Here is a 21,258-nt window from a genome sequence, read left to right on the forward strand (position 1 = left end):
AGCCAGCGGAGCTCCAGGTGTTCAGGGCGTCTTAGAGTGACCCCCCTCTATACCGGAGCTCCGCTGCTTCGTCTCCGTGACACGCTTGACAACCCGTCATGCCGCCTAACTGAACGGCGTTGGACCTAGGTCACTGCGGCTTGCCCCCTCACGCAATGGTCCTCATCGCCGATAGACGTCGGCCTGCACATGCGTCCCGCACCACGGAGGCAGCTCGACGGACCACACGCGCCACCCGCCGTCGTAGCGCACAGTCGGGAAGGTCTACACCGCGCCTGACGGCACCCAGCACCGGCCGTCCATGTGGCTGTCGCTCGCCCTCGACTCCTACGGCCGGGTGCTGCCCGACGGGACACCGGTCGACCGCGACTCATACGACTACCGTCGCGCGGCCTGGGATGCGGTGCACTTCGCTGGCTGCTCGATCGGTTCTGGCAGAAACCTACGGCGGCGCGTCGGCTGGTACGTCCAGTACGCCGGCTGTGTCGAGCCCCAACGCGCCTCGCCCCCACACGCCCACTTCGCCCTCCGAGGCGCCATCCCCCGGGCCGTGCTGCGGATGCCCACCCCTGTCGCGCGCAAAGAGTTGGACATCGGCGAAGGCGTCCCGGTCCTGGTGGTCTTCCGCGCCGACGGGTCCCGCGAGCTGCACCCCGCCGACCGCATCCGGATCGACCGCTGACCTACGCATTACGAGATCAAGATGAGCAACCCGGCGAGCTGCACGTATGGGCTTCTAGCAGCGGAAAGGGTTCTCGACATCTCACACCGCTCCCCTGCCCTTTCGCCATCCTCTTGCGGACTGGATGCGGACCGCCCCTCCTGAACGTCTGTGGCCGATTGCGCGGCTACGGGACAGGCGACCTGGGCCTACGATCCTGCGCATGAACGCGTCGCGAGTCCGCCTGCTTACCTGCATGGTCATCCCGCTCCTGACGGCCTGCGGCCCCGAGCCCTCCGAGGCCATGCCGATGACTTACACCTGCTGTGAGGCCCTGGACGTCGACAAGCCGTACCAGCCTGGCCAGACCTTGACCGTGGATTGGACTGTCGAGTCCCCGGAGGAACCGGGCGGAACCCCACCGCAGGTCGAGTTGGCCGCACTCCTGACGGGTCCGTTCGCCACCGTAGGTGACCTCAAAGCCGCGACAGAAGGCACCAGCACCCCAACCGTTCCGGGGCTAGTCACCTTCGCGGCCGCACCGGTCCGACCATCCGGTATGCCCGACGAACGACCCGTCAGCACCATCGTGATCGGTCCCGACGCCAAGCCGGGCTACTACAACCTGGTCACCTCCGTGGTCGACGACGGCAACACAGTGAGCGGGGCCAGCATCATCCAGGTAGCGCCCAAGCCTTGAGCGTCAGGGCTTGCGTCCACCGCGTGCGTCAGGTGACCTGACCGGCCTGGGGATTAGAAGAAGATCGCGGATGGCCGGTCGGGCAGCGGCTCCCCTGGTCAGCCCGTCCGTGGTTGTCGGGCAGCGTCGGTGCCTGCGGAACTTCTTGGCTGTATGGATGGCTGTACAGTCGCTGGCCGTGAGCGGAGACGTGGTTTGCTTCTTGGTACCGCCGAGTCGGACGGTTCACCCTCACTGGAGCGGATCGCGCCAGAGGTCGCACGGGTGCTCGACCTCAAAGACTTGAGAACCGGCGACCATCGGTATGTCATTGGCGACGGGGAGGATTTTAAGGTTTGGCTCAGCTTCCACCCCGAAGACGAGGAGCCGCACCTCAGTCACCCCATTTGGGTAGACGTGGCGACAGAGAAGGGCGCCGAGTACGAGGTCGGCAGGAGGTTGTTCCAGAGGCTGGCAGACAGCGGACGCTTCCGTGTGGTGCTGTTCCTGGACTGGGACTGCGACCGGTCGACGCACTTTTCGTGCCAGGACTGGTGACTTGGCGGTACTGCTACTGCTAGGGGCGAGTGCGGCGGATCTCCTCGTCCGGCAGTCGTAGACCGTCCAGCCGCCCAGGAAGGGGACAAGGTGGAGCGCCCTAGCAGACGAGTCTCAATGGGGTTGTCAAGCGCCGATGTGGGCGCGGGCGGCTTAGGTAGTGTGGACACAGACGCAAGTTGCTCGGCAGTGACCTGGCTCGACCTGCGTCGCCACGCTGGCTGTCACGTCCAGGAGCTGACCGCCGTTGACCGTCGTAGCCCATCCCAACGGGCACGCAACGGGCACGGCGACCGTGGGATTACGAGATCAAAATGCCTAACCCGCCGACCTGGTCGCATGGGTCGCTAGCAGCGGAAACAACTCCCGCCATCTCACACCACTCCCCCGCCATCCGCCGAACTCTTGCGGATGGCCCCTGCGTCAGCACGTACTGGCTCAACTGACTGGGATGTGGAGGCCAAATGGGAACATTGCTTGACCTGGCCCGGACGCTGGCATCGGATCAGTTCGGCGAGCAGGGCCTGGCCGAGGTCAGAAACATCGAGCAGGAGTTCGTCGAGGTGGTCACATTCGCACCGGCGGATGAAATCGTCGCCGTGCTCCATACCGTGATCGACGAGAATTGGATAGGCCTACCGGTGTGGGCGCGCAATCTCGCGTACCGGATGGCCTGTCTACAGAGGCCGGACGACGTGGCTCTGCTGAGAGAAGCGGCGACGGATCTGCGAAATTTCGGTCCCGACTGGAATGAAATCGCCGCAGCGTTGAAGGAAAGAGCGGAGTCGCTGGAGAAGAATCAGGATTGAGAATGGCGACGCGCCCCGGTGCTCATGCTGGAGCGCGATCCGGATCGGCCGCCTACGCCTACCGCCCGCACACTCACTGGAAATCCTCTCCGGTTGCCGTGGGATCGGCGCCGCCCAACGCCGCCCGTAACCTCTTGCGCGCCCGATGGAGCCGAGACCGGACGGTGCCAGCGGGAATCTCCAGCGCACGGGCCTCCTCGCAGGTCAGGTCCGCCCAGGCGATCAGGAGCACCACCTCCCGGTCTGCTGGCGCTATCTCCCCCAGCGCCGCCCACTACGCGGCAGATCAGCTCGTCATCGTGTGGCCGTCAGTCCTGGATCGCCATGTCCACGATGAGGCCGCCAGCGAAGCGGTAGACGTGCGTCACCACTTGATCGGCGATCACAGCGCCTTGCCGGGTACGCACCACCTGATGCGCGGTGACGGTGACCCGACCGTCGTCCTCGGTATGGAATGCCGTGGGCACCACGACGGGGTCGATCGCTGCCCACTGGCGCCGCCAATAGGCGCGGACCTGATCGTGGCCTCGTACGCTGCCACCCTCCCATCCGTTCGGCCACGACACGTCAGGCGCGAGCGCTGCCAGCACCGCAGCAACGTCCCGTCGGTTGAAAGCCGCGTAGAGCGACCAGAGCTGCTCCTGTTGATCCGCTGGTTCTGGGGATCCCATGCTGCGAGTTTCACGGCACTGGTCGATCGCCACCAGGCTGATCTGCCGGCAGCAGAACACCCGCTCGTCGGCATGGGCATGCGTCGAACAAGCGGAATCCGCTGCAGGCAGCGTGACGGTGCGGCGAGAAGCTGGCGCGCGTGCTCTGTGCGGGGGCGCTCGTCTGGCTTGCCAGCCGACGCCTGGACCTCGGCTCGTCTCGACTGCATGAAACAGGGCCTACGAGGCTCCCTCGCTTCCCAGTTGGCACTAGCACCAATAGGTTTCCTGTGCCAACCTATTGGCATGACCACTGATGCGGTGCCGCCCGCCGGCGATCCCCGCCGGCTGCTGTCCGACGTGCGCGCCCTCGCCCGCCGGGTGCGTCTTGACCAGCGGGTGACCTGGGTCGCGCTGCTGGTGCTGGCCGTGGTGACGTTCGCGGCGATCCCGTTCGACTGGTACTCCCTCAACGTCGACTGCGGGTCCGCGAGCGCGTGGATCGAGGACGCGAACGGCGGCTCCATGTGTCACATCACGGGTCGGGGCGCGATGTTCTACTGGCCGCCGGCGCTGCTGCTGGCGTACACGGCGATCGCCGTGTACGCCGTGCGGGTCGCTCGGGCGAGGGGGGTGGGCGTCCGGGTGCTGCCGTACGCGATCACCGGCGCCGCCCTGACCGTCGTCCTGTTCATCGGCGCGTGGCTACTGGTGCGCATGTACTTCGCCAGCCATCCGGTGCCGACGCACCCGTTCCCGTACTGGGTGATGCTGCTGGACCGTGTGGTCGCACCATGGGGCGCAATGGGGGTCGCGCTGCTGGTGCTGGCCCGGCTGGAGCGCAACGTCGCGCTGCTCCTGTTCACCGTCGGGTACCTGGCGGTGGTCCTGGTGCCGATCAACTTCGGCTGGCATCCCTCCTGGGGATACCGGGGGATCCTAGGGGGGTTCCTGCCTCAGCAGATCATCAACGGCACCGTGCTGCTGCTGGGCGCAGTCGGCTTCGCGGTGGCCCGCCGGTGGCGCCGGTGACCGCCGAGAACGGGACCCCGGACCCGCACGAGCCGCCCGGCCACCCGGTCGCCGGGCTGGACGAGGTGGTGCACCAGCGGGTCCGGCTGGGGATCCTCGCCATCGCGCACGAGGCGCGCCGGGTCAAGTTCGGCTACCTACGCACCCAGCTGGACCTGACCGCCGGGAACCTCTCCAAGCACCTGAGCGTGCTGGAGACGGCCGGCCTCGTCGAAATCGAGAAGGGCTACGCCGGCCGGCGCGGCCGCACCTGGATCACGCTCACCGCCGCCGGCAGCACCGCGCTCGCCGAGGAGATCGAACGACTGAAACTGCTCATCACGCGGCTCGAGACCACCGACACCCCGGAGGACCGATGACCACCGCACTGACCCGTCGACACCTGCTCACCACCGCGCTTGCCACCGGGGTCGCCGTGCCGCTCGGCACCGGCCGCGGGTGGACGGCCCCGGCGCAGGCCGCGCCCGGCCCGGCACGGCTTACCCTGCCCCCACCCACGGGGCCGCACCGTGTCGGCACCGTGTCGCTGCACCTCGTCGACACATCCCGACCGGATCCCGTCGCCGGCCCAGGGCACCACCGCGAACTGATGGCCAACGTCTGGTACCCCGCCACCCGCGACGTTCGGCGTCATCCGGTGGCCCCATGGATGCCCGCCGCGACGATGCGCGCGCTGCTCGTGTCCGCCGGGTTCGACGCCGATGCCGCGGCGGCGCCCCTCACGGCCGGCCACGAGGGAGCTCCGGCACTCCGGATACCCGGCCGGCTGCCCGTAATCGTGTTCTCCCACGGCAACGACGGTCACCGTTCCGAGGCCACCATCGTGGTCCAGGAACTCGCCAGCCACGGCTACGTCGTGGTCACCGTGGACCACACGTACGACGCGTTCAGCGAATTCGCCGACGGCCGGCTCACCGTCCCCGTCGACGGCCTGTCGTTCACGCCATGGGACCACGCCCACGACATCCGGTTCGTCCTCGACCGCATCGAGGACCTCGCCGCCGGCCGCAACCCCGACGTCGAGCACCGTCCGCTGCCGGCCGACCTGGGCGCCGCGCTCGACCTGCGTCGCATCGGCATGTTCGGCTGGTCGAAGGGCGCGACCGCGACCGCCCTCGTCATGAACGAGGACCGGCGGGTGCGGGCCGGGCTCGGCTTCGACGGCCCCATGCAATCGGTGCCACCGATCACGGACCTCGACCGGCCGTTCATGCTGATGACCGCGGAGTTCACCCGGGCCGCCGAGCCGAGCGTCGCCCAGTTCTGGTCACACCTGCGCGGATGGCGGCTCAACGTACACGCCGACGGCGCGCTCCACGCGGCGTACTGCGACCACCAGTGGCTGGTCCCGCAACTGGCGACGATTATCGGGATCAGTGACGAGGACCTCGCCAGTTGGGTCGGCACCCTCGACCCGGCCCGGGCGGTGCGGATCCAGCAGGCGTACCCGCTCGCGTTCTTCGACCTGCACCTGCGCCACCAGCGGCAGCGCCTGCTCGAAGGCCCGAACCCGGCCTTCCCCGAGGTGCGGTTCATTCCCTGACCCACTCTGAGCTGATGGCAAGGCTGCTGCTGGTCACGCACATGCGAGTAGCGGACCCGTTCGAAGCCACGCCTCGCGCGCCCGCCAGATTGCATGGTGGGCGCGATGTACCTCGTGCGCTCAGCGCAACTGTCCGCATGCGGCTGGTGGCGTCCGAAGCCCGGGAGCGGTTCATCGCAGGGCGGGTGCCGCGCTTGGCCGCGGTCGGCGTCGGGTCACCACTCGTGGATGAGGGGCGTATCCGGTTCGTGCTGCCGCCAGGCTTTGGTGAGGCGGGTGAGGCGGGTGGGTGCGGCGATGCCGCGTACGGTTGCGATCTTGCCGCCTGTGATGTCGAACGTTACGGCGCCGATGACCTGGTCGCCGAGCGTGAAGAGGATGGCGGGGGCGCCGTTGACGAGTGCGTAGTGGATGGCGGGTGTGCCGCCGACGAGTCGCCGTTTCGCGGGTGTGGGTTTGAAGCCGGCCCGTGCGATGGCGGCGATGCGCTGGGGAGTGTGGTACTGCAGCAGCGTTTTCGCCAGGCCGGCGCCGTCGGAGATCGCGGTCGCGTCGTCGGTGAGCAGCGCGACCAGGCGTTCGGTGCGGCCCGAGGAGGCAGCGGCGAGGAATTCCTCGACGATCCTGCGGGCGGATGCCGGGTCGACTTCGCCGCCGCCGCGGCGGCGGGCGGCGGCGGTGCGGTGCCGGGCCCGGTGGAGGTGCTGCTGGCTTGCGGACTCGGTGATGTCGAGGATCTCGGCGATCTCGGCGTGGCTGTAGGTGAACGCTTCGCGCAGGACGTAGACGGCCCGCTCGAGAGGTGACAGGCGCTCCATGAGAGTCAGCACCGCCAGGGAGACCGATTCGCGCTGCTCGAAAGTGTCGGCCGGGCCGAGCATCGGGTCGCCGTCGAGGAGCGGTTCGGGCAGCCAGGCGCCGACGGTGCGTTCGCGGCGGGCTTGTGCCGAGCGGAGCCGGTCGAGGCACAGGTTGGTGACGACCTTGGTCAGCCAAGCTTCCGGCACCTTGATCCGCTGCCGGTCGACGGCCTGCCAGTGCAGGAACGCATCCTGCACGGCGTCTTCGGCGTCGGCGGCGGAGCCCAGCAGCCGGTACGCCAGCGAGGCCAGCCGGTTCCGGCTGGCCTCGAACCGACTGGTGTCGAAGCGATCAGTGGCGGTGCTGTCCACGCGGGTCACCCTAGGCGGCTACGCCGACCGCCTTCGTGGCGGACGCATTCGGCGCGGCGGCCAGGCGGTGCTTGCGCTTGGGCAGGCCGAAGGTCGGGTGCGAGGTGGCCCACAGCGAGATCTTGAGGATGCCCGACTTGATCCGCGCGGCCTTCCGGCCGCCCACGTACCTCGGCTTTGCTTGCGCTTCGTCGTCGACCAGCTGCAGGATCCCGTCCCGCCGGCCGAGACTGATGTGGTTGCCCGGGTAGACCAGCTTGGTGTTCGCGATCTTGCGTCCGGTCAGGCGTCCCACGATCGCCTCGATGGCCTGCTGGCCGGTGAAGCCGGCCGAAGCGCAGGACATCGGCAACGGCCGGCCGTTGTCACCGATGGCGTAGGCGCTGTCGCCGGCGGCGTAGACGTTCGGGTGCGAGACCGACCGCATGGTGCGATCGACGACGATCCGCCCGTTCTCGGTGACCTCCAGCCCGCTGACGGCGGCGATGGGGTTGACCGCGAACCCGGCCGTCCACACGGTGGCGTCGGACGCCAGGGCGGTGCCGTCGGCGCACAGCACCCGTGTCGCTTCGACGGCTTCGACCTTCGTGTGCTCTAGGACGGTGATGCCCAGCCGCGCGCAGGCCTGGCGCAGGTGGCTGCGGGCTCCGGCGGAGAGCCGGGCGCCCAACTCGCCGCAGGCGACCAGCGCCACCGACAGGCCGGGCCGGGCTTCGGCGATCTCGGTGGCGGTCTCGATGCCGGTCAACCCGTCGCCGACGACCAGCACCCTCCCGCCTTCGCCCCGCCTTCCCAGGCCGTCAAGGCGCTCGCGCAGGCGCAGCGCCGAGGGCCGGGCGGCGATGTCGAAGGCGTGCTCGGCCACGCCGGGAACGCCGCGGTCGTCGCCGTGGCTGCCGAGCGCGTAGAGAAGCGTGTCGTAGCCGAGCTCGCCGCCGCCGTCGGCGTCGGCCACAGCGACGACCTGGCGCTCGGGGTCGACGGCGGTGACACGGGCCAGGCGCAGCCGTATCCCCGTGCCCGCAAACACGTCGGCGAGTTTCGGAGCCTTGATCTCGTGGCCGGCCGCAAGCTCGTGCAGCCGCAGCCGCTGGACGAAGTCCGGCTCGGCGTTGACCACGGTGATCTCGGTGTCCGCCGGGGACAGCCGGCGGGCCAGGTTCCCGGCAACGTGGGCCCCGGCATAGCCGGCGCCGAGGACGACGATGCGGTGCTTCATGTGTTGCTCCTGTCTGTTCGCTTGCTCTCGGTGAGTTGAGCGGAACGGCGCCCCGATTGCTGACAGGAACGGCATGTGGCACGGGTCACAGAGCGGAAGGAACGCCGCTCAACGATGCTCGCGACGCCGAGACGGCGCAGATGCAGGGCCAAGCTGAACGAGGTGATCTGATGCCGATCACCGTCGACATCGACGTCATGCTCGCCAAGCAGAAGATGTCCGTGGCCGACCTCGCACCGCACGTTTACATTGCTCTCGGCACTGCTCCTGGCCGGCACTACGAGCTGCACAAGCCACGATGCCTCTCCCACGTCGCAGGCAAGCCCGGCGCAGCCCGCCAGCACCGTGTTGTCCCAGCCCACGGCCGAGGTCCCGCAGGCACTTTCGGTACCCCCCGTCACCTCAGAAGAGATCAGCCGCGCCGTCTACACCGCCAAGACCCAGACGATGGACAGCTCGGCACGCGGAATAGCCCGCGCAGGCCAGCAGTACGCGCTTGACGCCGCCTGCATATCTGCGACCCCGGGCCGCGTCATCAAGTACGAGCTGCTCAGCTCAAAGCCCAACTCGAACACGCCCGTGGCCAGCGGCGAACTGCCGTGCGACGGACACGGGATCAAGAACGTGACGCCGTTGCCCCCGACCGCCACACAGATCAACCTCGGACCTGATCTGACTGGCGTCACGTCCGCCTACGCGGTCATTACACCCTCAAGCTGATTTCCTCGTCAGGCAGGAGCAGATCGTCCACCCTCCATGTCGGGAGGTGGTCGCCAGTCTGTCCCCATCCCCCGGGTAGCTGCCAAGGACTGCCGCGCCCGGCCTCGCCCGCCGGCTACGCCCCGCCCGACCCCTGCTGGTAGCTGACCCAGGTCGATCCATGAGCTTGACCTGACCGCCGCGAGATGGGCGTTGTGGTCGAGCGAGTTGGCCTTGACTGAGGGCTCGCGACTCGTTCGGTGGGAAAGAACCAGCACGGCTCACTGGCCTGCCCTGACAGCAAGCGCGGCCTGCGGGAACAGTGCAGGTACGTCCCCTCTCGTCCGCCACAGTCCGCGCCCGTCGTCACTCATCTGGTCACCCCGGGCGAGGACTCGTCACCACCTGCGGAGATTGCAGATATCCCGAGCTGCCTGCCGAACGAGAGCTCCGACCTTCCGGGTGTCGACGTTGCCTCCCGCTGCGCTGGGATAGCGAGAGGTATCCCGCAGCAGGAGAACCGCACCAATCCAGCCCACCAGGATCCCCAGCGCCATGGCGACAACGAGCAGCATCACGAGCGGCACAAGAATGCTCTCTGCGACTCCGAGGCGGACCAGCAGCATCAACAAGGCCGTCACCGGGAAGAGCAAAGCAAGCCGCATCCCCCTGACGCACAGTCGATATCTGTAGGACTCCACGATCATGGACATATCGGGACTATCCAACTGTTTCTCCACTCCGACCTCCGGCGCTCGCCACACAATCGCACCCTGAGTCAACATCTGCGCCACCCCGTATGCCGGCCGACCCGCCCTCCTGGGGAGCGGGCCGCCCGGTCCGCCACGTCAAGACGGCCTTGACGCACGTACGGACGCTGCCGGAACAGACTGAGTCGGCTCTCGTGTCACGGACCGCGCCCCCGGCGGACACCGCCACCGTGGTGCAGTTGACCCAACCTCGCCCGGCACGGATCCGGCTCCCGGAGTCGGAGCTGGCCACCGGCGGCCACCCCTCCCCTCCCAGGTGAGCGGTTGACCTGACCCTGAGCGGCTGTGGAGCCGGCTCCTGGACGACCGGCATGCCGTCGCGCGGCCACCGCCCCCATGCTTGGGGCTTGCCGCGCGGACCCGGCGTGCCCTTCCCTGCGCCGCGCTGCTCAGGCGCGGCGCGGCCTGGTGCCGGCGAGGAACCTCCACCACTCTCCCCGCTATCCCACCTGCGGCGGCCCCGGGCTCCCCGCTGTTCCGCGCCAGCCGCCGGGCATCCGGCGTGACCGGCCGCAGAGCGGCAGCGTCCACGCTACGACAAACCCACCCGCAGCCGCCTAACGGGACTGACATCGCTTAGGAACTCAACGGCAAGCAGTTCACCGGCCGGTTCACCAAGCCGCGCCCAGGTGAGGTGTTGTTCGAGCGGATCTGCCGGGAGAAGGGCATCGTGGCCCGCAACACCAAACCCCGCACCCCGACCACCACCGGCAAGGTGGAACGGTTCCGCCAGAGCTTGCAAGGTGAATGCCTGGACGGGCGGATCTTCGACAGCGTCGACCAGGCCCAGGCCGCGGTGGACGTGTTCGTCGCCGCATACAACTACGACCGGCCCCACCAGGGCAGGGACGACGCCTTCCCTGCCGACCGCTTCCTCTAAGCAGCGCAGGACGGGACCGGCTCCCAGCGGGGGCCCTGCCGCTGCGCCTACCGACAGGACTGCTGCCGGCCTCGCCACCGGCCCCGAGGAAGCCACCCGCCGTCGAGGTCGACGCCGGATCGGTGACCGTGTTCGTGTCGCTCCAGCATCCGCCGCTCCATCGTTGAATCCGGGTCAACGGTCATAGTCCGATCATGGCTTGGTCGGCATGGCCGGTTCGCGAATCGTTAAGGGCGTGACCGGGGCTGACCGGACAGGCCGGGAGCGGCAGCGATGGGACAGCGCCGGGCCCGTAGCGAACAATGCATCTCAGACCAACCAAGGAGCTACCAATGCGCACCCTGATCGCCACCGCGTTCGTCTCGCTCGACGGCGTCATCGAGGCGCCCGGCGGAGAACCGGGCTACCGCAACTCGGGCTGGACCTTCAAAGACATCGAGTTCGACGAGGCCGCATACGAGATTAAGGGCCGTGAGCAGGACGAGGCCACTGCCATGCTGCTGGGCCGGGTCAGCTACCAGTCGTTCTCCCCGGTGTGGCCGGACATGACCGCGGAGTTCCCCGGCTACAACGCGATGCCGAAGTACGTCGTGTCGACCACGCTGCAGGAGAAGGACCTGGTGTCCAACTGGGGTGCGACCAACATCCTCCGATCACTGGACGACGTCGCCGCACTCAAGAAGACCGAGGGCGGACCGATCATCATCCACGGCAGCGCCACCCTGAACCGCAACCTGGCCGATGCCCGCCTGATCGACCGCTACCACCTGCTGGTCTTCCCAGTCCTGCTCGGCGCGGGCAAGCGGCTGTTCAGCGACACCGACAAGGACAAGCAGAACCTCAAGCTCATCGAGAGCGAGTCATACGCCAACGGAATCCAGAAGCTGGTCTACGACGTCATCCGCTGAGCAGCCCGTCGGGGTCGGCCCTGTTCAGCGGCCGACCCCGACGAACACCGTTACCCGCTGCCCGGACAGCTGTTCCGGCAGCTCCGGTTGGGTCTTCTGCAGCTTGCTACAGCCGACCACAACGCCGAACGATGGCGCGTCGCCGCCGACTTCGCCAGCGACCTCAACGCGAAGTTCGCCACGATCGTGCTGCCGGCGGGGATCAGCCGGACTGACATCGTCTCGGGCCTGAACCGGGACCGCTACCCAGTTCTTCTCGCCCGGCAGCATCCTCAGCCAGCGGTTCGACACCTCAGACCCGGTGGCCTGGGGTATGCGCCCGGACACGCCGGTGTGGTTCGGCGAGGGCGATCAGGCGTACAACGTCACCGGCGGCGAGGTGGTCTCCTCGTTCCCCAAGTCCGGTGAGCAGTTGCAGAGCGGCTGGCTCATCGGCGGGGAGCACCTCAACGGCAAGGCCAGCATCGTCAAGCACCAGGTGGGCGAGGGTCTGATCGTGACGTTCGGTAGCGAGCCGACGTTCCGTACGTGGTCTCGTGACCCGAGCAAGCTGCTGTTCAACGCGATCTACCACGGCTCGTCCACCACAGTGGACGCGGCGGCACTGCCGGGAGCGCTCCGCGGCTAGCCGTGGGGTCGAACCTAGGCTCCGGACGCCGAGGGGGTCGCGTCCCGGCGGACACGGCCCCCTCGCCGCCGAATGTCACTGCTGTCCGAATTCTTGGCGACTCGGGCCAATCTCCGACGCCGTGTACGCAGTTCAGAGTGGCATTCACCACTGCGTCCGACAGTATCGAGAAATGCCGGTGTAACGCCGACGAAAGCAGCGGCCCGCAAGATCCGAGGCACTTCCCCCGCCCCCGACCTTTACGGAGATTGCCTTGTCCCTCGACCAACGCCGGCTTCTGCCAGCCCGACGGATTGCCACCCTGACCGCCCCGGTCGTCACCGCCGCGCTGGCGGCAGCGGCCGTACTCGCGATCACATCGACCGGCGTCGACGAGCCGGACGGCCCGCCGTCCGGCGCCGCCACCGGCGGTGTCATCGCCGCCACAGAAATCCAGAGCGTCGCTTACCAGACAGCGGTCGCCCAGGCCAAGACGAAGAAGCCCAAGGTGACCGTGATCGGCACCGGCGGCACGATCGCCGGCGTCGCCACCTCCCGGAGCAGCTTCACCAACTACCGAGCCGGCCAGATTCCGATCGACCGGATGGTCGCCCAACTCCAACCCGAGATCGGCGAGGTCGCCGAGGTGTCCACCGTGCAGTTCGGCAACAAGGGTTCCGGCGGCTACACCATCGCCGAGTTCCACGCCCTCACCCTCGCCGTGGAGCAGGCGCTGCAAACCTCAGACGCGGTGGTGGTCACCAGCGGGACGGACACCATGGAGGAGTTCGCGTACTGGCTGGACCTGACCGTGCAGAGCCGTAAGCCGGTGGTGATGACGGGGGCGATGCGCCCGTGGGCGGCCGGCACGGTTGACGGGCCGCAGGTGATCGGCGCGGACGGCCCCGCGAACCTCTACAACTCGATCGTCCTGGCCGCCAGCCAGTCCACGTACTGCTACGGCACCGTGCTGATGCTCAACGACGAGTTCCACACGGCGCGGGACGTGACCAAGTCCAACACCACCCGGATGGACACCTTCCAGACCCGTGAGCTGGGCGTACTCGGCTGGATCGACGGCTCGGAGATCAAGGTCGGGCGGGCGCCGTCCCGGGTCGCCGACTGCGATCAGAAGAACCGCTGGCTGACCCCTTTCAGGCTGAGCGACGTCAAGGTGGAGTCGCTGCCCCGGGTCGAGGTGGTCTACAACTACCAGCAGGCCGGCGGTGAGGCGATCACCGCGTTCGCCGACGCAGGGGTCAAGGGCATCGTGACCGCGGGTACGGGAGCCGGTGGCATCTCCTCTGCCCAGTCCGCCGCCCGGTCCGGGGCGATCGCCAAGGGCGTCTTCTTCGTCAGCACCAGCCGGGTCGGCTCCGGCTCGATCAGTGGCGGCAGCAGCACCGCCCCGATCTTCGACGGCGACGACCTGCTGCCGCAGAAGGCCCGGCTGCTGTTGATGCTGAGCCTGGCGGCCGCCCCCGGGGACGCGGTGAAGGTCCGCCAACTGGTCGAATCGCTCGGCAACCCGGAATGGAACACCGCTCCCCCCGGCAATCCGCAGAACTGACGTTCGGAGGCCGGCACAGCGCGGTGCCGGCCCCCTGTCCCGCCCTGATCGCCAGCCGGGGGCGACACGGCTCAGCGACCGACGCCGGCCTTGATCAGGCGCGATACGGCGTGAAGTATGCCAACACCCATGCCATGGCCTTGAGCTGAGGTTCCGAAGATCACGACGTTGCGCGCGGTCACGCGTCGCACTCGACGTGAGCAGCGACCACCCGTCTGCCCGCGATGACCGTCGCCATGTTCGTACGGCCATCTGATCCCCAGCCTCGGCGATTCCGTCCAGGGCCGTCCGCATCCGACTCGGATCCCTGGTTCTTCGCCTGCCGCTGTCCTCGCCGGTCTGTGGACGTCCAGCACCGTTGCTGTCACAGCGCTACTGGTAGCCGTCCAAAAGCGAGCTGAGGTTGCCTCGGACCTCCACCACGCATGGCCTGCATGCGGAGGTGCCATTGACCAGCGAGGCAGCCGGAGTGAACTTTCCCTCGAGCCGCTCCATCTCGGCACCGGTCATCGGCGCCATGTCGGCGCCCTGCACCCCGTAACGGCGCCCCAGCCACCCCGACGGCCCGCGTCGGCAGCGGAAAGCCGAGGTAGTCGTACGGTGACAGCTCAAGGTACTCCACGCCACGATCATCCGGCATGCACAAACCGGGACCTACCTCCCGGCCGACCCGGGCATAGGAACAGCTCCACGTGACGGTGACTCCAAGCCTGGCGCGCCACCTCCGCGGCATGTCCGGACGCTCATCGGCCGGGGGCAACAAGGTCCTCGCCGCTGATCACGAGGCACCCGAACATGTCGCCGAGGACAGCTCGTTGGTGTTTCGTCAGCGGGTTGGCGAAGACCGCAACCCCGACCTCCGCGGCCCGGCACGCTTGCGCGATTTCACGCGCTTTGCCGGGGCTGATCAGCGTCCGTCGAGAGAACGGTGCGCTCATCTTGGCCGCACCGCCGTGCGAGACACCCCGCCGCTGGACGTGCCGGCTCACTACCCGCCCGCCATGTGCCTTCACCGAAGCCGCCAGCAGATCGAGCTTCGCGCCGAACTCCTTATCCTTCGCGGAGAACAGCCCTACGAGCACCACGTCGGCCCCCGCCAGCACCGAGGTCGATGGCCCAGGCGGATCTCGCTGCACGGGACCATGGTGCCAGACGCCTTACGGATATCCGCCTGTCCGCACGGCAGGTCGACGCCAACGGCGCGGCCGGCGGCATGAGAGTCGCGGACGCGGTCTTGGCTGACTGGCACCGGTCAGTGATCATGCTTCGGTGAGTCAGTACTTCCAGGTGGGCACCTGGTCCTGTGGAACCCGTCCAACCGCGTGGCGGAGCTCTTCGTCCGCACCAGTGAGGCAGTCGCCCCGCTGGCGGCCACGCCAACCGGAATCGGTGCGATGGACGCCGACGACTACGAAGTTGATCTGGACGTCTTTGTCGGCTTCGTTGACGCCCTGGTCGAGCAATACCTGTCCTCCAGCCACGCGATTCTGAGGTCTTTGCTGGAGGGCTTCCTCGCCACCGCGCTCGTTCTCGTCGACCGTGCTGGCCGCGCTGTGCCTGCCCTGCACGCACCTGCCACGCTGGACCCACGGGATATCTCGGTGGGCCCCGGCGGAATCGGCGCACTGGGCGACCCAGTCCGCCTGCGGGAACTTGCCGACGCGCTGGCCCCCGCCATGCCACGCTGACACGACACACCTGACTGCATGGCGCCTCAAACGCACGCTAATCGCTGTTCTGGACGGCGAGCAGCAAGCGTCGCCGTCACCGTGCGTGCCGTGCGGATCCCGGCTCCGGACGTCGGGGCGCCGACATGGTGGAAGATGGGTGCATGATCGGCGACCGGTGGGGCGTGACTAACAGTGAGATATTGCGCTCCTATCCGTGCGACGACTTCGTCTCCTCACCCGTGCTACAGGCGTGGCGGGGGGTGCGGGTTGAGGCGCCCGCCGCAGCGGTGTGGCCGTGGGTTGCCCAAGTGAGGATTGCGCCGTACTCCTATGACTGGATTGACAACCTCGGCCACCGCTCACCTCGACAGCTGGTGGGCCTACCCGAGCCTCGAGTCGGAGAAGCATTCACCACTGCTGGCGGACGGAAATGGGGCAGGATCGTCTCGGTCGACCCCGGCAAACAGCTGACGGGCACCATCATGGGTGCCTTCATGTCCTACGTCCTTGTGCCCGAGGAGCAGAACACGACACGCTTGCTGCTCAAGGTCGTCATGCAGACGGCCCGCTGGGCTGCCCTTGGGCTGTCCGTCGGTGACCTGGCGATGGCTCGACGGCAGTTGCTGAACCTGAAGCGACTTGCCGAGCGCCGCCAGCACCAGGGCACGGCCACCGGCTGAAGATCAGGCACGCGCTCATTGGCAGTTCCGGGCGCCTGCCGGCGTGCCGTCCACGCTCACGTTACGTGACGCTCGGAGCGCGGCATGAGCGTGTGTGCTGGAGCTCGTCAGCCGTCAGATCCGGCAAACGACGCCGGGCGTTTGAACAGCCGAAGCAGGCGGGCGGCGACTTCGCCGTCACCTCGGATGGTGACGTCGGCGGCATGCAGTGGCGCGCCACCGAAGGTGAGCGAGCGGAACACGGTGACGCTGGTTTCGATCACCAGCTCGGGATCGGCACCGTCAGCGCGCGCCACGTCGAGCCGTCCGTTGTCGACGGTGACGAGCAGGATGTCGCCGTCGAGACGGACCTGACATCGCACGCTAAAGTCGCGCGCCGCGGTCGGGTCGAAGGTGGTCTTCATCGCGAGGGCCAGCGCGTCAACGCTCAGCTCTGCTGACGAAGCCAGCGGGCTCCGACTGCCCCACCTGGCCAGCTGCAGCAGAGCGGGCTCGAGTTCCCGTCCCCATTCGGTCAGCTGGTAGGCCCAAGCGCTCGTCGGCGGGCCGAGACGCCGCCGGCGTATCACCTGCGCCTCCTCCAACTCGACAAGTCGGGAGGTGAGCATGCTCTGGCTAACGCCGGGCAGGCCGCGCCGCAAGTCGGTGAAGCGCTTTGGCCCGAGCAGCAACTCGCGGACGACCAACAACGCCCACCGGTCGCCGACCAGGTTGAGCGCACGGGCCAGACCGCAGGGATCGTCATATGCTCGCGCCACTCGCTCAGCGTATCGCTATCACACTGCGCGGTGCTAGATTCGCACCGTGGCGACATTCATTCTGATCCCTGGCGCCGGCGGCGCCGCCTGGTACTGGCACCGCGTGGTCCCCGGACTGCGTCAGCGGGGTCACGAAGCGATCGCCGTCGACCTGCCAGCCGGAGACGACAGCGCGGGACTGCAGGAGTACGCAGATACGGTGGTTAACGCGGCAGGTCAACGGAAAGACCTGGTGGTAGTGGCCCAGTCGATGGGCGGCCTGACCGCGCCGCTGGTCTGTAGTCGGCTGCCGGTCTCACGCCTGGTCCTGGTCAACGCGATGATCCCGGCGCCCGGTGAGACCGGCCAGGATTGGTGGACCAACACCGGCCAGGACCAGGCCCGCCGTGAGTGCGACCTGCGCGAGGGCCGTTCCCCGGACGGGCCCTTCGATCCGCTGGTGTACTTCTTCCACGACGTACCAGAGGACATCACCAAGGAGGCCATGGCCGGTGAGCCACCGCAGTCAGGAACGCCGTTCGCGCAGCCCTGGCCGCTGGACGTGTGGCCGGACGTACCAACCGAGGTCCTAAGCAGCCGCGAGGACCGACTGTTCCCGGTTGAGTTCCAGATCCGGACAGCCCAGCATCGCCTTGGCGTCACGCCCAAGACCCTGCCCGGCGGCCATCTGGTGGCCCTCAGCCAGCCCGAGGCATTGACCGCCGCATTGGAACGATGACGTCACAGCATCCGCTCATCGGCAGGTCCGGTCGTGCCGTCGGACCCGCCCGACTCGCGGCGTGCATCCTCAGTTACTGCATGATGGTGACCGGTGGGTGCTCCTGCGAGGCGGTGCACCGGTAGACCTGGAGTGTGTAGCCACGACCGATTTCCACCTGGGTCGGGGTGTGGTCGACCAACTCGTCCTCGTCAGTGATGGGACGCCAGCTGCGGCTGTCGCCGTCCCATTCGTCGCTGGGGATGGTGAGTAGGGGTTCCAGCGGAGCGCCGCAGCACCGGAGCTCATCAGGGCCCGCAGGGCTCCGAAAGGTAAAGAAGGCGGACCAGCCACCGACCTTCCAGCCGGGAGCGATGGACAGATCACTCCTGTAACCCGGTTGCTTCTCGTCCGGTGACTGGAGGAGTTCCCTATCTCGGGAAATGATGCGTTCCGCCAGTTCGTCATCCAGCTCGTGATAAGCCGGATACTCGATGACCTGCTCTGGATACAGAACGCAAGGTTCCGGCACGTAATAGTCCTGGCCGATGAAGGCCGGCTCGGGCGGGTGCTTCAGCAGGTTTCGCACGCTTGTGGACTGCCGCCACCGTAGGTGTACCGCCGACCGCGCATCCATGATTTCGTCGAACGGGCACCACAGCACCTGAAGCATGTCTGCGCCATCGGGACAGGGCAGATCAGGGACGTCCCGGGCGTAGAGCTGCGCCAGCGGGATGAGCGGCAGCGGCTCCCTCGGCAGCAGCGCCGAGTCGTAACCGGCATCTATGCGGTCTACGACCGTCTTCTCATCGGGAGTGAGCAGATTCGTTCCGGGCGGCCTGGGCCGTTGCCACGCCGCGGCGAGGATGCCTCGACGCGTGCGGACATCCTCCAGCGTCGTCAACTCGCACGGCTCGTGCTCGTCGACGCATGTCGGCCAGGCCTCGCCTACCGGCCACAGCAAAGGCCCGCCCACCGAGCTGTCATGCACGGTCGGGTTTCCCGGGCGGGGATGAAGGCGGGTGGCAGTCCTGGCCATCTCTGCCAGCCCCGGAAACAACGAGACCACATCCAACGGACGCGGTGGGGTCACGCATGTCATGATTCTCACTCCTGATCGCCGGTCTGCATCCAACCATGCCGCGCTGACAGGACGGAGCCGTCACTGAACTTGCTGGTCATCCCATCAGATCTTTGTGATTGCTGTTTAGCGCGACCACACATTCCACCTCCGTAAGAGCGAGATGCCCGGGTTCCCGCTACTGGCTGCTACGCCCCAAGGCATCGGGTGCCCATCACCCCCTCAGGCGCGGACACGGCATCCGCTCATCGGCAGTTCCGCACGGCGAGCAGCCACCGTCACCGCCACGCTGCGTGACGCCCGGTCGGCGGCCAGATCCGGACGTCTGCCCTCTTTGGCTGGAGCGAGCTTGTCCTATCCCTGTGCTCTAATCCCGTCATGCATGTCGTCGTCACAGGTGCACTCGTTGACAACGGCGCGGTCCTGCTAGTGCACCGCAGCCCGACCCGCCGGGCATACCCAGATCTCTGGGACCTGCCCGGGGGGCAAGTCGAAGCGGGTGAGTCGGAACTACAAGCCCTCGCGCGTGAGATGCACGAGGAGCTCGGTGTTCGCATCGTGGCGGAGTCCGCGTCACGGTTGGGCGTCTTGCATGCCGGCAGTGGTGAGGATGCCGTTCACGTGGGCGTCTGGCAAATTGGAGACTGGGTTGGCTCTCCCACCAACCGTGCACCTGACGAGCATGACGACATCGCATGGGTCGAGATCAGCGAGCTGGGCGGCCTTCCCCTCGTGCATGGCGACTTGGCGGCATTGGTTCGTTCTCTGCCTGAGCTTGGCCGGCTGCCTCGTCGCGACGAAGCACGGACAGTCGCATCGCCGAGCGGTCCGGAGGTCCATCGCTGCTCGTCACTACACTCGCGGGCATGAGCGCATCATCGGGGCAAATCAGCTTACGGTTGGCCATGAGTCTTGACGGCTACATCGCCGATGACCAGGGCGGCTACGACTGGATAGTTCCGGTGGCGAGCCCAACGCTCGATACCGACCATCAACTGCCGTTTGATGAGTTCCTTGACGGTGTCGACATCGTCGTAATGGGTCGCCGCTGCTATGACCAGGGACAGCACCAGGATTACGTGGCTCTCGGCAAGAAGGTCATCGTTGCGACCTTGACGCGATCGGTTCTCGAGAAGAAGGAGGAGGGAGTCGACTTTGTTGGTAATGGAGTGGTGGAGGTGGTCAGGGCAGCGCGAGACCAGGGGCATCACTGCTTCCTCTTCGGAGGCGGGTTGTTGGTTGAGTCATTCCTTGCAGCCGACGCAGTCGACATGCTGACCGTCGGGATCGTTCCGGTCTTGCTGGGCAGCGGACGGCAGCTCTTCCCCGGTGAACGTCCGACACTCGAACTGAGGCTCACGGACTACGCGGTTCAGGACGGCAAGGTTCGCCTGGTCTACAAGCGGCGCTGAGCGGCCATCTGCCAGCGCAACGCCCGGACGCGCTGTCATGGGCAGATCCGCGCACGCTCAGCGGCAGATGAGGATGTCGTCCGGGCCGCGTCCTGCTGCCCTTTGATCCGCGTATGCCGGTCGACGCGAGACGGCTGACAATTGTTCGGTCATGGCTGAGGATCAACTGAGCGCGGTTCGACGCAAACTTCCAGAAGGAACGCGGGTCCAGGAAACGGTCATCGGGTTTCCCGCGGGTGTCGGCCCGAGCGGGTAGGACGGGGCAGGACATGGACCAAGGCACCCGCGACGAGATGCTCGGCCGCCTGGTTGAGGCAGTCGGGTCCGTCACAGTCACACATCCGACGCGAGTTGCCATCGACGGACCGCCCGCCGCAGGCAAAACCACGCTCGCCGACGAGCTGGCCGTCGTCTTGCGCGCACAGGGCCGCGACGTCATCCGCGCGACGATCGACGATTTCCTCTTCCCCCGGGCACAGCGCTATCCGCGCGGCGAGTACTCGGCCGAAGGCTGCTACCTCGACACCCACGACTACGACGCCCTGAACCGGGTTCTGCTCGATCCGCTCGGCCCGGGCGGAGATCGACGCTTCCAACACGCGGTCTACGATCGCACAGCGGATGCCGCGCTGTCCCCGCCGTTCACGACTGCCCCCGCCGACGCCGTGCTGGTCTTCGACGGCGTCTTCCTCATGCGCCCGGAACTGATTGACCGGTGGGACCTGCGCATCTTCGTCTCGACCGCGCTCGAGAAGACCGTGGATCGTGCCGTGATCCGAGAGCGCCGGGTGTCATCTCGGGCCGAAGTCGAACGGCGCTGGCGCGAGCGTTACATCCCCTCCCAACAGTTCTACTTCGCTACGGTCCGCCCGACCGATCACGTCGACATCATCGTGCACAACGACGAGCCCCAGCAGCCGGTCTGGGAGACCCAAACACGCTGACCGCACTCAATTCGGCATGTCCGGACGTTCCTCCGGGCGCAAGCGGTCACGATCCGTAACGCTCGGATCGCGGCTACCCGGCGCACCAGGCGACTGCGCCGGAGTGCGGAGGCGACGTGGGGATGAGTCGGTGCTGGTCCTCCTGTCGGTTGTGCCGGACCCGCCGAACCGCCCATCGGCGGCTCGGCGGCTGGCGGGCGTTCTGGTATGTGCTGCCGGCTCGTGTCTTGTAGGAGCGGGCACCCTCCGGGTTCGCGGC

General features: G+C 67.5%; 26 protein-coding genes and 1 pseudogene. 18 read left to right on the forward strand and 9 right to left on the reverse strand.

All coding sequences use genetic code 11. The features are described from left to right. Positions 1–301: 301 nt before the first annotated feature. The 4 genes from ACGF4F_RS33135 (at position 302) to ACGF4F_RS33150 (ending at position 2,707) form a co-directional block, all read left to right on the forward strand. A complete protein-coding gene (locus tag ACGF4F_RS33135; RefSeq protein ID WP_393083843.1) occupies positions 302–682 on the forward strand; it encodes a replication initiator in 381 nt (126 codons plus the stop codon). A 202-nt stretch (positions 683–884) separates the two neighbouring features. Beyond that, a complete protein-coding gene (locus tag ACGF4F_RS33140) occupies positions 885–1,361 on the forward strand; it encodes a hypothetical protein (protein ID WP_393083846.1) in 477 nt (158 codons plus the stop codon). A 264-nt stretch (positions 1,362–1,625) separates the two neighbouring features. Further along, the gene (locus ACGF4F_RS33145; RefSeq protein WP_393083849.1) at positions 1,626–1,898 is read left to right on the forward strand and encodes a hypothetical protein; all 273 of its coding nucleotides are present in this window, start codon (positions 1,626–1,628) and stop codon (positions 1,896–1,898) included. Between the two features lie 464 nt (positions 1,899–2,362). Beyond that, positions 2,363–2,707, forward strand: coding sequence for a hypothetical protein (locus ACGF4F_RS33150; protein WP_357443751.1), 345 nt, complete (start codon positions 2,363–2,365; stop codon positions 2,705–2,707). Positions 2,708–2,780: 73 nt separating this feature from the next. On the opposite strand, the gene ACGF4F_RS33155 is transcribed toward ACGF4F_RS33150, so the two are convergent. After that, on the reverse strand, positions 2,781–2,972 hold the full coding sequence (locus ACGF4F_RS33155) for an RNA polymerase sigma factor (RefSeq protein WP_393083998.1): 192 nt from the start codon (positions 2,970–2,972) through the stop codon (positions 2,781–2,783). A gap of 43 nt (positions 2,973–3,015) precedes the next feature. After that, entirely contained in the window at positions 3,016–3,411 is a 396-nt protein-coding gene (locus tag ACGF4F_RS33160; RefSeq protein WP_393083852.1) for a nuclear transport factor 2 family protein, read from the reverse strand. A gap of 252 nt (positions 3,412–3,663) precedes the next feature. Between ACGF4F_RS33160 and ACGF4F_RS33165 the strand changes: the two genes are divergently transcribed. Genes ACGF4F_RS33165 through ACGF4F_RS33175 form a run of 3 tightly spaced genes read left to right on the forward strand, consistent with a single transcriptional unit; the run spans position 3,664 to position 5,932 of the window. Then, positions 3,664–4,389, forward strand: coding sequence for a hypothetical protein (locus ACGF4F_RS33165; protein WP_393083855.1), 726 nt, complete (start codon positions 3,664–3,666; stop codon positions 4,387–4,389). Next, positions 4,386–4,748, forward strand: coding sequence for a transcriptional regulator (locus ACGF4F_RS33170; RefSeq protein ID WP_393083858.1), 363 nt, complete (start codon positions 4,386–4,388; stop codon positions 4,746–4,748). The genes ACGF4F_RS33165 and ACGF4F_RS33170 overlap by 4 nt, the downstream gene beginning before the upstream one ends. Further along, positions 4,745–5,932, forward strand: a complete 1,188-nt coding sequence (locus tag ACGF4F_RS33175) for an alpha/beta hydrolase family protein (protein ID WP_393083861.1) — start codon at positions 4,745–4,747, stop codon at positions 5,930–5,932. Before ACGF4F_RS33170 ends, ACGF4F_RS33175 begins: the two co-directional genes overlap by 4 nt. Before the next feature lie 215 nt (positions 5,933–6,147). Here the strand turns inward: ACGF4F_RS33175 and ACGF4F_RS33180 are convergent, their stop codons facing one another. Next, on the reverse strand, positions 6,148–7,104 hold the full coding sequence (locus ACGF4F_RS33180) for a sigma-70 family RNA polymerase sigma factor (RefSeq protein ID WP_393083864.1): 957 nt from the start codon (positions 7,102–7,104) through the stop codon (positions 6,148–6,150). Positions 7,105–7,114: 10 nt separating this feature from the next. Then, a complete protein-coding gene (locus ACGF4F_RS33185) occupies positions 7,115–8,323 on the reverse strand; it encodes an FAD-dependent oxidoreductase (protein ID WP_357443737.1) in 1,209 nt (402 codons plus the stop codon). A 345-nt stretch (positions 8,324–8,668) separates the two neighbouring features. Here ACGF4F_RS33185 and ACGF4F_RS33190 point away from each other — a divergent pair, with 345 nt between their 5' ends. Beyond that, positions 8,669–9,043: a hypothetical protein gene (locus tag ACGF4F_RS33190; protein WP_393083867.1), complete on the forward strand. Its 375-nt coding sequence runs from the start codon at positions 8,669–8,671 to the stop codon at positions 9,041–9,043. Between the two features lie 377 nt (positions 9,044–9,420). Here ACGF4F_RS33190 and ACGF4F_RS33195 read toward each other — a convergent pair whose 3' ends face one another. After that, positions 9,421–9,762 (reverse strand): hypothetical protein, encoded by a 342-nt coding sequence (locus ACGF4F_RS33195; protein WP_393083870.1) that lies wholly within the window; start codon positions 9,760–9,762, stop codon positions 9,421–9,423. 616 nt (positions 9,763–10,378) lie between these two features. Between ACGF4F_RS33195 and ACGF4F_RS33200 the strand changes: the two are divergent. Together ACGF4F_RS33200 and ACGF4F_RS33205 are read left to right on the forward strand one after the other, a co-directional pair. Next, positions 10,379–10,666, forward strand: a pseudogene (locus ACGF4F_RS33200) (integrase core domain-containing protein); the annotation flags it as partial. Between the two features lie 338 nt (positions 10,667–11,004). Then, the gene (locus tag ACGF4F_RS33205; protein ID WP_357443732.1) at positions 11,005–11,580 is read left to right on the forward strand and encodes a dihydrofolate reductase family protein; all 576 of its coding nucleotides are present in this window, start codon (positions 11,005–11,007) and stop codon (positions 11,578–11,580) included. Between the two features lie 24 nt (positions 11,581–11,604). Here the strand turns inward: ACGF4F_RS33205 and ACGF4F_RS33210 are convergent, their stop codons facing one another. Further along, a complete protein-coding gene (locus ACGF4F_RS33210; protein ID WP_357443730.1) occupies positions 11,605–11,871 on the reverse strand; it encodes a hypothetical protein in 267 nt (88 codons plus the stop codon). A 10-nt stretch (positions 11,872–11,881) separates the two neighbouring features. On the opposite strand from ACGF4F_RS33210, the gene ACGF4F_RS33215 reads away from it, so the two are divergent. Together ACGF4F_RS33215 and ACGF4F_RS33220 are read left to right on the forward strand one after the other, a co-directional pair. Continuing rightward, complete coding sequence (locus ACGF4F_RS33215; protein ID WP_393083874.1) at positions 11,882–12,208, forward strand: hypothetical protein; 327 nt, start codon at positions 11,882–11,884, stop codon at positions 12,206–12,208. Between the two features lie 253 nt (positions 12,209–12,461). Beyond that, positions 12,462–13,757 (forward strand): asparaginase, encoded by a 1,296-nt coding sequence (locus tag ACGF4F_RS33220; RefSeq protein WP_393083877.1) that lies wholly within the window; start codon positions 12,462–12,464, stop codon positions 13,755–13,757. A gap of 743 nt (positions 13,758–14,500) precedes the next feature. On the opposite strand, the gene ACGF4F_RS33225 is transcribed toward ACGF4F_RS33220, so the two are convergent. Further along, entirely contained in the window at positions 14,501–14,893 is a 393-nt protein-coding gene (locus tag ACGF4F_RS33225) for a hypothetical protein (protein ID WP_357443724.1), read from the reverse strand. Between the two features lie 165 nt (positions 14,894–15,058). On the opposite strand from ACGF4F_RS33225, the gene ACGF4F_RS33230 reads away from it, so the two are divergent. Continuing rightward, the gene (locus ACGF4F_RS33230) at positions 15,059–15,445 is read left to right on the forward strand and encodes a DUF6086 family protein (protein WP_393084001.1); all 387 of its coding nucleotides are present in this window, start codon (positions 15,059–15,061) and stop codon (positions 15,443–15,445) included. 143 nt (positions 15,446–15,588) lie between these two features. Beyond that, complete coding sequence (locus tag ACGF4F_RS33235) at positions 15,589–16,107, forward strand: polyketide cyclase (RefSeq protein ID WP_393083880.1); 519 nt, start codon at positions 15,589–15,591, stop codon at positions 16,105–16,107. Positions 16,108–16,214: 107 nt separating this feature from the next. On the opposite strand, the gene ACGF4F_RS33240 is transcribed toward ACGF4F_RS33235, so the two are convergent. Further along, entirely contained in the window at positions 16,215–16,865 is a 651-nt protein-coding gene (locus tag ACGF4F_RS33240) for a winged helix-turn-helix transcriptional regulator (protein WP_393083883.1), read from the reverse strand. A 46-nt stretch (positions 16,866–16,911) separates the two neighbouring features. On the opposite strand from ACGF4F_RS33240, the gene ACGF4F_RS33245 reads away from it, so the two are divergent. Then, the gene (locus ACGF4F_RS33245; protein ID WP_393083886.1) at positions 16,912–17,583 is read left to right on the forward strand and encodes an alpha/beta fold hydrolase; all 672 of its coding nucleotides are present in this window, start codon (positions 16,912–16,914) and stop codon (positions 17,581–17,583) included. A gap of 73 nt (positions 17,584–17,656) precedes the next feature. Here the strand turns inward: ACGF4F_RS33245 and ACGF4F_RS33250 are convergent, their stop codons facing one another. Then, entirely contained in the window at positions 17,657–18,655 is a 999-nt protein-coding gene (locus ACGF4F_RS33250; RefSeq protein ID WP_393083889.1) for a hypothetical protein, read from the reverse strand. Between the two features lie 366 nt (positions 18,656–19,021). On the opposite strand from ACGF4F_RS33250, the gene ACGF4F_RS33255 reads away from it, so the two are divergent. The 3 genes from ACGF4F_RS33255 (at position 19,022) to ACGF4F_RS33265 (ending at position 20,999) form a co-directional block, all read left to right on the forward strand. After that, a complete protein-coding gene (locus ACGF4F_RS33255) occupies positions 19,022–19,513 on the forward strand; it encodes an NUDIX domain-containing protein (protein WP_393083892.1) in 492 nt (163 codons plus the stop codon). Continuing rightward, a complete protein-coding gene (locus ACGF4F_RS33260) occupies positions 19,510–20,055 on the forward strand; it encodes a dihydrofolate reductase family protein (RefSeq protein WP_393083895.1) in 546 nt (181 codons plus the stop codon). The genes ACGF4F_RS33255 and ACGF4F_RS33260 overlap by 4 nt, the downstream gene beginning before the upstream one ends. 269 nt (positions 20,056–20,324) lie before the next feature. After that, positions 20,325–20,999 carry a cytidylate kinase family protein gene (locus ACGF4F_RS33265; protein ID WP_393083898.1) on the forward strand — a complete coding sequence of 225 codons (675 nt, stop codon included), beginning with the start codon at positions 20,325–20,327 and terminating at the stop codon, positions 20,997–20,999. The last annotated feature ends 259 nt before the right edge of the window (positions 21,000–21,258 follow it).

This window comes from Micromonospora sp. NPDC047740 (genome assembly GCF_043204735.1).
GTDB lineage: Bacteria > Actinomycetota > Actinomycetes > Mycobacteriales > Micromonosporaceae > Micromonospora.